Source organism: Halorientalis persicus (assembly GCF_900110215.1).
Classification (GTDB): Archaea; Halobacteriota; Halobacteria; order Halobacteriales; family Haloarculaceae; genus Halorientalis; species Halorientalis persica.
In genome coordinates this window covers 41,349-53,845 of record NZ_FOCX01000022.1, presented here as the reverse complement: position 1 = coordinate 53,845, position 12,497 = coordinate 41,349, and the positions used below count along the sequence as shown (strand labels likewise).

The window sequence follows — 12,497 nt, the reverse complement described above, 5'->3', positions numbered from 1 at the left end:
AGGGTTGAGGGCGTTTCGGCGCACAACGTCGGTGTCCGTCCGGTAGTCACGGAGCTAGAAACTCCATTACAATGACGGTTGGCGTCGACGGGCCGGTCGATGCAACGTAGTCTGACGAGCGGCTTCCTCTCGATCGTCAACGCGAAGCTCCTGATGTCGCTGATCGGCGTCGCCACACTCCCGCTCATCGTCAGAGTACTCGGCCCGACCGGCTACGGCGACTACGCCTTCCTGCTATCCACGTTCTCGCTGTTGATGATCCTCGTGAGTTCCGGCGTCACCGAGGGCGTCCAGAAGTTCGTCGCCGAGGACCGGACCGACGCCTGGCGCGAGCGGATCGTCGGCTTTTACCTCCGGCTCGCCCTCCTCCTCGCCGTCCTCGGTAGTCTCGCCGTCGCGGGCGTCACCTGGTCGGGCCTCGTCTCTCGCCTGCTCGCCCCGCGATTCGAGACGTACTTCTACCTGCTCGCTGGACTCGTGCTTACCGCACAACTACGGTCGTTCACCCGGCGAGCCCTGCTGGGGCTGGGACTGGAACCGTACTCGGAGTCGCTATCGGTCGTCGGCAAGCTCGTGTTCGTCGGCATCGGCCTCGGGCTGGCGACGGCCGGGTTCGGCGTCGCGGGCTTTCTCGCCGCCAAGGCCATCGCCGCCACCCTGTTCACCGTCGTCGGCTTCGCTCTGCTGGCTCGTCGCGTGTCCATCCGGAGCGCCCTCTCGGCCCGGGACGGCTCACTCCCCCACCAGGAGTTGCTCTCGTTCAACGGCCTCAACGTCGTCCTGGTCTTGCTCCTGATGTCGCTGTTCCACGTCGACGTGTTGATGCTCGGGGTGTTGACCGACAGCGCCAGGACCGGCTTTTACAAAGCGGCGCTCGCGCTCGCCCAGTATATGTGGCTCGTCCCCACCGCGATCCAGACGCTCCTCTTACACTCGACGGCGGATCTGTGGACCGAGGGTCGCCACGAACGGGTCGAACGACTCGCCGGCACCGTCACCCGGTACGTGTTCCTGTTCACCGCCTTGCTGGCGATCGGCGTATTCGCGCTGGCCGACCGGTTCGTCCCGCTGTACTACGGCCAGGAGTTCGCGGTCGTCCTCGGCCCCCTGCTGGTCCTGTTGCCCGGTGCCGTCGGGTTCTCGCTGGCCCGCCCGCTGTACGGCATCAACAAGGCCAGCGGCCGGCTGGTGCCACTGATCCTCGCGACGACGGTCGCGGCGGGCGGAAACGCCGCACTCAACTGGCTGCTAATCCCGAGGTACGGGATGATCGGCGCGGGGATGGCGACCAGCGCGAGCTACGGGTCGATGTTCGCCCTGCAGGTGGTCTGTGCCCGCTATCTGGGGTACGATCCGCTGGCTGGCGTGCGCCCCGTCCGCGCACTGGCGACCGTCGCCGTCGCCGCGCCGTCGATAGTCGGCCTGGATCTGCTGGTGGGCTCGACCGTCGTCGCACTGGCCGTCGTCCCGCTGGTCGGCTTCTGCCTGTTCTGGGCCGTGGCACTCGCCACCGGGGCCGTCGACACCGTCGAGCTCCGGGCGGTCGCGGCGACGGTCCCTTCCCCCGTCGGTCGTGTCCTCCGATCGCTGGTCTCCTGACACCCGATCGCCACAATCAGTTCCTACGGTTACGGTAAGCCACGGCTGTCGGCACGCGCTCCCGACCGTCCGAGCGGGACTGACGCCGGCAGATCTCGGTACGGTCGAGCTACGACCCCCCACCCGTCGCCCGGAAGCGAACGCATAACCAAACGCCACCATCCAGACCCGGGGACATGGACAACGTCGCCGTCGTCGTCCTCGACACGCTACGGTACGACGAGTTCACCAGGGCCTTCGACTGGCTCCCCGGCCGACGGTTCACCAGCGCGTTCTCGCCCTCTCACTGGACCGTTCCGGTCCACGCCGCCCTGTTCACCGGCCGCTACGCCAGCGAAGTCGGCGTCCACAGCCGGGCCCCTGCCCTCGACTGTATGGAGCCGACCCTGGCCGAACGGCTCTCGGCCGCGGGCTACCGGACGCGGGCGTTCACCGCGAACCCGCAACTCCGCCGCTACGACGGCTGGGAGCGTGGGTTCGACGAGGTCGTCGGATACGCCAGCCTCGATGCCTACCACCCCGATTCCTTCGACTGGGGCACCTGCTTCGAGGAGAGCACCGCGACCGGCTACCGCCGCTACCTCGATGCCCTCTGGCAGTGCCTGCGCGCCGACTGTGACACCGCCCGCTCGCTCCGTGAAGGGTACGACCTCTTCACCCGCTCGCCGGCCGACGGTGGTGCCCCTGCCGTCCGCGACCGCCTGCGAGCGACCGACTTCGGCGACCGCGAGTTCTGCTTTCTCAACCTCATGGAGGCCCACACCCCATACTACCCGCCGAACCCCAGCGACGAGCCCGTCGTGGTCGTCGCCGCCGACGCCTTCACCGAGAGCCCGATCGACCTGGACCGGGCCCGCAACGCCTATCGCCGCTCGGTCACCGCCCTCTCGGAGACGTACCGCGAGATATTCACCGAACTCCGGGACTCCTTCGACTACGTCATCACCTGCTCCGACCACGGCGAACTGTTCGGCGAACACGGCATGGTCAACCACTCCTTCGGCCTCTACCCCGAGTTGACCCGGGTCCCCCTGGTCGTCAGCGGTCCCGGTCTGGAGGGCCGGGAGAACCGGGTCGTCAGCCTCCTCGACGTCCACCGGACCGTCGCGGACCTCGCCGGGATCGAGGGAGCGGGTCGCGGTCAGAACCTGCTCGACGATCCCCAGCCCGTGGACCGCCTCGTCGAGTACCACGGCCCCCTCCCGTTCCACGACGCGCAGTTCGAGCGTCGGGACGCCCCGCTCGACGAACTCGACCGTCGCCGGTCACCGCTCTGGGGCTTCGTCGCCGCCGACGGCTCCTACGCCTACGAGACCCACACCGACGGCTTCGGGACCGTCGGCGAGTTCGACGGCGACCCCCGGTCGCGACTGCGTGCCCTCCGAAGCGATCTGGAGCCCCGTCCCGTCGGCGACGGTGAGGAGTCCCTCTCCGACCCCGTCCGCGAACGACTGGAGGACCTTGGCTACGCGTGAGACTGGAAGAGAGAGTCTGACGGAGCGTTCGCTACTCCGAATCACTCGCAACAGAAAGCCGGTGGAGGGATTTGAACCCTCGGCCTATTCCTTACGAAGGAATCGCTCTGCCAGTCTGAGCTACACCGGCACGCTCACTTCGTGTACATCCCGAGCCCTGCATCGCGTCGCTCTGCAGGACGCCGGCACGCGTCTGCGTGCATCAAATTGTGAGCGTATAACCGCAATAAGGGTTGCGAATCGGATCGTCCCACAGGGACGCCACCGCGACTCACACCCGCGTCAGCCGCACGTCCAGCACCACGTTGAGTTCGTGGGGGGCGTAGGACCGCACGGTGTGGCGCGTCTCGACAGTCACGTCGTACTCCGGTTGGGCCGCCGCCCTAATCGCCCGCTCACCCGGGCCGTACGGATCGTCCTCGTGCTGGATGTCGTAGTAGTGCAGGACTGCCTCGTCGCCCGCCAGCGACACCGCGGTGTCGAGAAAGTCGTCGGCACTGTGGGGCAGGTTCATCACGATCCGGTCGGCCCAGTCCTCGTACTTGCCGGCCACGTCACGCACGTCCCCCTCGATGGCGGTCACGCGATCCGCGACGCCGTTGCGACGGGCGTTCTCCCGGAGGTACTCGATCGCCGTCCCGTTCAGATCGACGCCGACGGTCTCGGCACCGCGCTTCGCGAACGGAATCACGAACGGGCCGACGCCCGCGAACATATCGAACGCTCGCTCACCGTCTCGAACCTGCTCGGCGACGCGGTGGCGCTCGGTCGCCAGCCGCGGGGAGAAGTAGACCTCGGCCAGATCGACCGCGAACTCACAGCCGTACTCGCGGTGGACCGTCTCCGTCGCGTTCCCGTCACCGGCCAGCACCTCCCAGTCACGGACCCGGAGGTCGCCTTTGACCTTCGAGGCGCGGTTCAGGACGGTGTGGACGGGCAGCGCCGACTCGACGATGGCGTCGGCCAGGGCGCGTGCGCGCTCGTCGTCGTCCTCGTCGACGATCGCTACGTCACCGATCCGTTCGTAGGAGACATCGAAGTCGACCAGATCCGCCGGCATCGTCTGGGTCTCGCGGGCCGGTGCGTCGTGCTCGACCACGGTGAGTCCCTCGGGCACGGCGGCCGGGTCGACGACGGGGATGTACAGCCATCCCTCGTCGTGTTCGATCTGGTGGGTGTCGTCGATCAGCTCGGCGGCCGCGAGGTCCTGGCGGGCGCGCTCGCCGTCCTCGCGGGCGACACGCACGCATGGCACCGACATATTGCTCCGTGGGCCACCGCGGGCGGTAAGCCTTCGGTTCCGTGTCGGGCCGTTTAACCGCCCCGCCACCCCAGCAGGGGTATGCTCACGTTCGTCGGTCTCGGACTGTACGACGAGCGCTCGATCACCGTCGCGGGCCGGGAGCACCTCCGCGCCGCAGACCGAGCGTTCGCCGAGTTCTACACCTCGAAACTCGTCGGCACCTCCGTCCCCGATCTCGAAGCCCACCACGGCGTCGACATCGAGGTCCGCGACCGGGCCGGCGTCGAACAGGATCCCGACCCGATCCTCGACGCCGCGGTCGACGGAGACGCCGTCTTCCTGACCGCCGGCGACCCGATGATCTCGACCACCCACGTCGACCTCCGCCTGCGTGCCCACGATCGAGGCATCGACACCCGCGTCGTCCACGGCACGACCGCTCAGACCGCCGCGAGTTCGCTCACCGGCCTCCAGAACTACCGCTTCGGGAAGGCCACGACGCTGCCATTCGAGCGCGCCCACGGCGGCTCCGGCGTCCCCGACAGCGTCGTCGAGACCGTCGACGACAACGCCGATCGAGGGCTCCACACCCTCGTCTACCTCGACATCAAGGCCGCCGACGACGACTACATGACCGCCGACACCGCCGCCGACTTGCTGGCGGCCGAGTACGACGACCGTCTCGCCGTCGCTGTCTGCCAGGCCGGTAGTGCAGACCCGACCGTCGTCGCCGACGCTCTCGACGCGCTGACCGACCGGGAGTTCGGCCCACCGCTACACCTGCTGGTCCTCCCCGGCGACCTCCACTTGCTCGAACGCGACGCGCTGGTCGAACTCGCAGGTGCACCGGAGACACTCGTCGCGGATCGAACGCTCTAGCTCACTCGCCGTCGGCGCGCACGGGCGCGGCCCCGAGCGCCCCGCGGAGGTCGTACTCGCTTCCAGTCGCCATGTACAGCAGATCCTCGATGACAATCAGGACCTCGGGGAGTTCCCGCACGACCAGCCACGTAATCGCGACCAGCGCGAGGACGGACCCGGTCTGGGCGAGGATCCGATCGGCCCAGTAGTACGACACCAGTCCAGGGTCCGTCGCGAGATCGAACGCGAACACGGTCGCGGTGGCCTCCGGAACCAACTGCATCTTCATGGTGCCAAAGGAGAGCCCGATGAACACGTTCCGGACCAGATTCAGCGCGTAGATCACGGGAATCGAGATCGCCAGCGCGCGGAGTTTCCGCTGGAGGGGGGCACGCACGGCCGCGATCAGCCCCACGAAGATCGCCATGCTCCCGATCCCGGTACACGCGATGATGATCGTGTACGTGATCCGGTAGCCCGGTTCGGGGTGGAAGACGAACGTGTTCCGGAACGGCTCGTGGCTCGAATCGATCGTGCTCCCGAGAACGACCTCCGGCTGGTACCCCAGCAGACTCATCAGGAACTCGGTCTGCCGGGTGACCAGCTCGATGAGGACTTCCTGCAGGACGAGGATCGCCTCGAAAGGCAGAAAGACGGCCCCCATCACCGCGACGGCTCGCGAGAGGACGAACAGCGAGTCACGCCCCCGCCGGATCAGGAGTGCGACGTACAGACTGCCGGGGACCGCGATCAGCGTCCCGATCCCCTCGACGATGCTCTTGTGGACGAACGCGAAGCTGTAGATCTGGGTGAACCAGAAGAACGCGAACAGCACCCACGCGGCGACGGTGACGGTCCGGGCGGCGTCGCGGGACAGGTCGTACCAGTCGAGGACCGCGCCGACGACGAACGTCGCGACCACCAGCCACGCCAGCGGATCCGACCACTGTGAGAACCACGCCAGGACGCCCAGCACCGTCTCGATCATTCAGGAATTCGTAGGGCGAAGTCGCTCATATGTCTTGTCGTTACTGGAGCGTGTCGGACACGATCGCGCGTCCCGCGCGATACCGCCGTGGACACGGCGCTGTCGCTACCCGGGTAGCGTCGAAAGAAAAGCGTCAGTTAGGGCCGGAAGGGATTCCGGTAGTTAGTCGCGGCGGCGGACTGCGAGGAGCGCAGCGGCGACCAGTGCGACGAGAGCGAGCACGGCGGTGAAGCCGGGCCCAGTCTCGGTGGTCGTGGCTGCGTCGGTCCCACCGTCGCCACCGGTGTCAGGCGTGGACGTGTCCGTGTCCGGCGTGTCCGTGTCCGGCGTGTCCGTGTCCGGCGTTTCCGTGCTGGCCGGCGAGACCGTGGCGTCGTCGCTCACGGCCGAACCGTTCAACATGTACGGACCGTCCGGACTGTCGGGACCGGTGAAGTCCAGCGCCTCGTTGTCGTTCGTGTCCATGTGAGCCACCGCGTAGAGGGTGGACTCGTTGGACAGCGGCGTCACTTCGATCTGCTCGGTGAAGTCGCCTTCGCTGAGGTATTCGGTCGCACCGATGACCTCACCGTCGGCGGAGCCGGAGCGGATCGAGACGAAGCCACCCTCGGAGAGGGTACCGGAGACTTCGACGGTACCCTGCTGGGAGACTTCCTGGTCGTCGAAGGTGACGTCCGCGGTCGGCGCGTCACCGATGACGCCGGGCGTGTCGTAGTCCTCGTCGAAGCCCTGCGCGTTGGCGGAGAACGACGCGTTCTACGCGCGGTCGGAGAGATCGACCGTCGTGCTGAACGTGCGGTTCTCGCTAACGATCGCTTCGGGGTCCTCGAGGAACGGCGTGTCGCCCGTGGAGCGAAGTCGGAGGTTCAGCTCCGTACCGGGGGCGACGCTCGTGGAGCCAGAGACCGTCTGGCCTTCTGCGGCGGCGACGCGGATGACGTCACCCGCGTCGACGTCGAACTCGATGGACTTCTCGGTGATGGACGCACGGTCGGTGACCGTCTGCGTGTCGTCACCGATGTCGGAGTCCTCGAACGTGGTCCAGTTGGCGACGTAGCTCTCGCCGTCGTCCATGCCGAGGTTGGCTTCTCCACCGAAGGTACCACCGGCAACAGTGTCTTCCAGGTCCTCACGAACGAGCTGCAGGTTATCTTCCTTCATCACGACGAAGAGGGAAGAGTTGCGCTCGTCCGGAACGACCTTGATACCGTTGTTGTTGCTGTTGGAGAGAACCAGCTCTTTCTCCTGCTGGTTCGCTGAGGTAGTATCCTCGGTCTGCTCAACCGAGAACTTGAAGCTGTCAGTGTTGTCGTAGCTGGCGATCTTGTTCAGCGCCTTCGCGTAGTCGTTCGTGCCTTCTTCCACGAACTTCAGCGCGCCGAACATACTGGTCGACTGGATCTGGTAGACCAGCACGTCTTCTTCCGCGACGTTGTTGGTCTGGGTCAGTTCGCCAGCGTTGACGTACTCGTAGATCTCCGCGGTCTCGTCTTCCTCCACGTCGGAGAAGACATCGCCGGGCATCGTCCAGCTCTTGATGTCCGAGACCTGCGGCTCGACGACCTGGACCGTACCGACGTCGAGTTCGTTACCCTGGTAGGTGACGTTGACGTCGTACTGGTCGGGTTCCATCGGACCTTCGATACCGACTCCAGCAGTCGGCGGACTGGCGCCTAGGTCGTCCGCCTTACGGGCGACCATACCGAGTTCATCGGTCGAGATGTCGTCGGAGCCAGACGTCGTAGTGACCGAGTCCTCGTTGTCGCTAGCCGAGAGAGCGAGGTCTAGCGTTTCGTTCGCGATGTCGTTGCTCTCAGACACCGTCCGGGAATCGTCGTCGTCCGTCCAATCAGTACCGATTTCGTTGATCACGTAGCCCGGGAGATCGCCGTCTTCCCGACCCGCGATGAACGTGTTCATTTCGACTGTAACGACACCGTCGTCGTTACCGTCTTCGACCCGGAAGCTCGCGTTGAAGTTGACGTCGTTGAAGCCGACGTTGACCTTGGCTTCGTCCGTCTCTTCGAGCTGGATCGGGATGACAGCGAAGTCACCCTGTGCGGCCGTGGCGACGCCGCCACGAAGGATCTCCGCGTTGACGTCGTCCTCTTCAGTCACGGAGACAGACGAGGTGTCCGAGACACCGGTGTCGGTGACCTCGAACGAGAACTCGTAGTCGCCGATGTCGACGGTCGAGAAGTTGGCCGTGATGTTGGCGTCACTGTTGACGTTCTCGAAGACAACACCGTCGTCGTAGCTGTCACTCGAGAGGTCAGCACCGAAGTCACCATCGTCGGCACTGCCTTCACTTGCGTCGAAGACGTCACCGAGCGAGTTGTCGCTGTCACCGTCCTCGAACTCGTCGTCGAAGACGTTGACGATCTCGTCGTCGTCGAGGCCGTCAGCTTCGACCAGCAGGTTGTAGCCGGTCCGAGCTGAGTCAGCCTCAAGGTAGATCTCGTCCTGCGCCGATTCATCGGACTGGAAGCCGATGTTCACGTTCTGGGACGTGACGGCGAAGGATGCAGCCTGAACGACATCGTTGATCGTGTCGCTGTCACCGTTGTTGACATAGTCCGTGTCAACTTCACCGTTGTCGTCGAACTCGCCGTTATTTGCACCGTCGTCATCGGCGAAGTCCTTAGGTCCAGCGACACCGTCGTTGAAGTTGAGGACTGCGTTGTTACCCTGACCGTTGGTGATCGCATAGGTCCCTTCGAGGTTCTCGGTGTTGATGACCGCTTCACCGTTGCTGTCGAGGGAGACCTCACGGACGAGCGAACCGGACGGGATGCGTTCGCCGCCACCGTCGGCGCTCTCAGTCTCACGGATATCGAGCTGCTGGTCGGCCAAGTCAGGCTTCTTGATGACGAGGCGCTGACCCTGCCAGTAGGTGTCACCGGAAGCGAGTCTCGCGTCGAACCGGTTGCTCTGGCGTTCGGTGGGATCGTCGTCGCTCTGAGAAGCGATGACACCCTGACCGTGCGAGAGGGTGCTCAGTTCAACGTCTGCCCAGTCACTGAGCGAATCGCCGTCGCTCAGGTCCGGGGAGCCGCTACTGGCGGCTCCAAGGTAAACGTTGTAAGCACCGGGAGCGGCACCAGTGAAATCGAGCGAAACCGTTCCCGCTCCGGAGCTAGTTCCGGACTCCACGTCGTTGGACGAGTACGAAGTGTCCTTTGACGCGACTGCGATGATATCGTCACTGTTCGTTGCCGTGTCGATACTAACCGTAGCCGATCCATCTTCAGGGATCGAGACGGTGTCAGTACCGGAATAGGTAGTAACACCGCTATATGATGCGGAGTTAGCCGCACCAGCAGCTGCTCCCGAGAACGCGATGAAGCCGGCGAATACCGACGTAACCATCAGCGTCGCGAGGAACAGACTGCGAATCTTGTCGTGTGTTCCTGTCATAGTTTGTGTTTGTGCTTTTCGGGCGGTGCCAGCACCTTTCCCGCAGGACAGCCGCGGCCTGCACAACCGCCGCGGGGAGACTGTCGAACCGTACTCGATACTGTCACCATGGTTAGGGGTACGGTCAGAACAACTGGTGCTCATTATAAATGCTTTGTGGTCAAATCCGCGGGTTGACACCATCCCACACACCCCGATATCGCGGGTTCGAGGCTCTGAGTCCGGAATTTCGCCTCAGATGTGAGGGCGTCAGCCCAGCGGCTAACAGTCGTCTGACACGAGCAGGCGGGAAACAGCGGTCAGAATCTGGCACGCAGTCGGAACGGTAGACGAAGGCTTCCAGACCGGGAGCGAGTGCCAGTCAGGGAGTAGACGAGCGTGGAGACTGGATGATCTAGAACCAAAAACGAGTCCGAGGTGTGACCTGTCGGCCGGTCGGGATCAGTTCGTGACGACTTCGACTTCGTGGCCGTCCATCGTCTTCGTGAACGCGTAGCGATCCCCACAGCTCTCGGGATCGCGGTAGTCCGCGGCGTGGCGAGTCATGAGCGTGCCCCAGAACTCGTGCAGGTCGTCGGCCTGCACCGCGACGTGACCCCAGGCGTCGCCCACGTCGTACGTGCGCCCGTCGTAGTTGTACGTGAGTTCGACGGACATCTCCTCGGGGGCGGCCCCGGCGGGCTTGAGGAAGTACAGCGCGAAGTCGTCGAACTCCTCGCGGCGGAAGAGGTCGTACTCCAGCTTTCGGGTGAACCAGCCGATGGCTTCGTCGGCGTCCTCGACACGGAGCATCGTGTGGTCGAGACTCCACTTCGCGCCGTGGTCGCGCTCGACGATCTCGATCTCGTGGCCGTCCGGATCGGTGACGAACGCGTACTGCCCGCCACAGGAGTCGGGGTCGCGGTAGTCCTCGACGCCCTCGTCCATCAGTTCGTCGTAGGCCTCGTACACGTCGTCACAGCGGACCGCAACGTGCCCCCACGCGTCGCCGAAGTCGTAGGTTCGGTCGTCGTGGTTGTAGGTGAGTTCCAGTAGCGCTCCGTCCTCGTGTTTGTCCGCGGGGCCGAGGAAGACGTTGGTGAAGGTGTCGGCCTCCCAGCGGCCGTACTCCTCGTAGTCGAAGTGGGTCTGGTACCAGTCCAGGGACTCCTCTAAGTCCTCGACGCGCATCATCGTGTGGTCGAGCGTCGCGTGCATACCCAGTGGCTGGGGTGGAACGCCGAAAAGGATATCGACGGGGGAATCGCGTGTCAGCCGCGGTACTCGAACACTGCGGCCAGGTCCCGCCGGTAGTACCGCCAGACCAGTCCCCAGAGGAGGACCGTCCCGAACGGAACGGCGACGTACCCGGCGGGTCGCCGGAGGAACCCGACAGCGAACACGAGTTGCCCGAGTCCGGCGAAGACGTACATCGCCGCCGTGACCCGCGGGTCTTCCCGCAGGGAGAGCCCGAGCCGCTCGCTCATCAGTCCGAACAGCGCGTTCGCCAGCCCGACCGCGAACAGCAACGCGCCCAGTCCCCAGGCGTTCAGGTACCCAGGTAGTCCGGCCGTGTGCCGGAAGTAGAAGTCGGTGATCGGCGTCAGCCCTGACGGACCCAGCGGGACGAGCCCGAACGAAAAGAACAGGTCGACGTACTGCCGGGTGAACACGACGGTCCAGGGAAGGAGGGCGACGGCGACGGCCACGAGAACGCGATGGAGTCGCTGTCGCGTGTCCGATTCGTCAGGTCCGGATCGCCCTACCATCACTTGCGAGTCACGAGCCGCAACACATCCTCGTCCGCGAGTTCGTGGTCCTGTCCGACCTGTTGTTCGTCGTGTTTGGCGCTCGACCCGGAGACACGGGCGAAGCGGAACCGTTCCTCGAACTCGCCGCCGAGTTTCTCACAGGCGTCCTCGACGGTCGCACCCGAACGCAGGATGAGGGGTTCCTCGTAGTCGACGCCCCGACCCGGCTTGTCCATGTAGATGCGGATCAGTCCGAGCGCGTCCCAGATACGCTCTTTCAGCGCGTCCAGCCCTTTCCCCTCCTCGGCGCTGATGAACACCGCCTCGTCGGGGTCGATGTCGTGGTCCCGGAGGTTCTCCTCCACGGTCGGGAGGTAGTCGGGTTCGATCAGGTCGGCCTTGTTGACGACCTCGATGGAGGGGAGATAGACCCGGTTGTCCATCACGCCGTCGATGAGGCGGTCGATGTCGACCTGTTCGCCGACGGTCACGTTGGCGTTGACGAACCCCTGGTCGCGGAGGACCTGCTTGATCGTCTCCTCGTCCAGATCGAGGTCCGCGCTGGCGTTCACGTCGATGCCGCCTTTCCCTTTCCGGCGGATGGTCACCCGCGGGGGCTCGGTGTCGACCCGGACGTCGTTCTTGTATAGTTCTTCGCGCAGGCGCGCGTACTGGTCGATCTCGAACACGTCCATGACGAAGACCACGAGATCGGCCGTCCGGACGACCGAGAGGACCGCCTGCCCGTCACCGCGGCCCTCGGCGGCCCCCTCGATGAGACCGGGCACGTCCAGCATCTGGATGTTCGCGCCGTTGTACTGCAACATTCCGGGGTTGACGTCGAGCGTGGTGAACTCGTACTCGCCGACCTCGCTGTCGGCGTTGGTCAGGGCGTTCAGAAGGGTCGACTTGCCGACGCTGGGAAACCCCACGAGCGCGACGGTGGCGTCGCCGTGTTTCTCGACGGCGTAGCCGCCGCCACCGCCCGACCCGGACTGCTGTTTCTCGAGTTCCTCTTTTTTCTGTGCGAGTTTGGACTTCAGCCGGCCGATGTGGGCCTCAGTCGACTTGTTGTACGGAGTCTCGGCTATCTCCTCTTCGATCTCCTCGATCTCCTCCTCCAGGCCCATTAGGGGACAGTCGGCAACCGCGATGCAAAAGCGCTTTCGTTGGGTCTCGTCGCT

10 protein-coding genes and 1 tRNA gene are annotated in these 12,497 nt (G+C 65.0%); 3 read left to right on the top strand and 8 right to left on the bottom strand.

Going from position 1 to position 12,497, the window contains the following annotated elements:
• Positions 1-99: 99 nt before the first annotated feature.
• Entirely contained in the window at positions 100-1,599 is a 1,500-nt protein-coding gene (locus BMX17_RS18620; protein ID WP_092662912.1) for an oligosaccharide flippase family protein, read from the top strand.
• A 176-nt stretch (positions 1,600-1,775) separates the two neighbouring features.
• Complete coding sequence (locus tag BMX17_RS18615; RefSeq protein ID WP_092662910.1) at positions 1,776-3,074, top strand: sulfatase-like hydrolase/transferase; 1,299 nt, start codon at positions 1,776-1,778, stop codon at positions 3,072-3,074.
• A 56-nt stretch (positions 3,075-3,130) separates the two neighbouring features.
• Here the strand turns inward: BMX17_RS18615 and BMX17_RS18610 are convergent.
• Together BMX17_RS18610 and BMX17_RS18605 are read right to left on the bottom strand one after the other, a co-directional pair.
• A tRNA-Thr gene (locus BMX17_RS18610) sits at positions 3,131-3,204 on the bottom strand.
• Positions 3,205-3,345: 141 nt separating this feature from the next.
• Positions 3,346-4,335: a class I SAM-dependent methyltransferase gene (locus BMX17_RS18605; protein WP_092662908.1), complete on the bottom strand. Its 990-nt coding sequence runs from the start codon at positions 4,333-4,335 to the stop codon at positions 3,346-3,348.
• 81 nt (positions 4,336-4,416) lie between these two features.
• On the opposite strand from BMX17_RS18605, the gene dph5 reads away from it, so the two are divergent.
• Positions 4,417-5,196 (top strand): diphthine synthase, encoded by a 780-nt coding sequence (gene dph5, locus BMX17_RS18600; RefSeq protein ID WP_092662906.1) that lies wholly within the window; start codon positions 4,417-4,419, stop codon positions 5,194-5,196.
• Position 5,197: 1 nt separating this feature from the next.
• On the opposite strand, the gene artA is transcribed toward dph5, so the two are convergent.
• From artA to BMX17_RS18570, 6 genes are all read right to left on the bottom strand, one after another.
• Positions 5,198-6,166, bottom strand: a complete 969-nt coding sequence (artA, locus tag BMX17_RS18595) for an archaeosortase A (RefSeq protein WP_092662904.1) — start codon at positions 6,164-6,166, stop codon at positions 5,198-5,200.
• A gap of 162 nt (positions 6,167-6,328) precedes the next feature.
• Positions 6,329-6,862, bottom strand: a complete 534-nt coding sequence (locus BMX17_RS27715) for a DUF7282 domain-containing protein (protein WP_449272161.1) — start codon at positions 6,860-6,862, stop codon at positions 6,329-6,331.
• A gap of 60 nt (positions 6,863-6,922) precedes the next feature.
• Positions 6,923-9,583, bottom strand: a complete 2,661-nt coding sequence (locus BMX17_RS18585; protein ID WP_170845475.1) for a BGTF surface domain-containing protein — start codon at positions 9,581-9,583, stop codon at positions 6,923-6,925.
• Between the two features lie 441 nt (positions 9,584-10,024).
• Positions 10,025-10,780, bottom strand: a complete 756-nt coding sequence (locus BMX17_RS18580) for a VOC family protein (protein WP_092662898.1) — start codon at positions 10,778-10,780, stop codon at positions 10,025-10,027.
• 53 nt (positions 10,781-10,833) lie between these two features.
• Positions 10,834-11,331, bottom strand: coding sequence for a TIGR04206 family protein (locus BMX17_RS18575; protein WP_092662896.1), 498 nt, complete (start codon positions 11,329-11,331; stop codon positions 10,834-10,836).
• Positions 11,331-12,443: an OBG GTPase family GTP-binding protein gene (locus BMX17_RS18570; protein WP_092662894.1), complete on the bottom strand. Its 1,113-nt coding sequence runs from the start codon at positions 12,441-12,443 to the stop codon at positions 11,331-11,333. The genes BMX17_RS18575 and BMX17_RS18570 overlap by 1 nt, the downstream gene beginning before the upstream one ends.
• Positions 12,444-12,497: the final 54 nt, after the last annotated feature.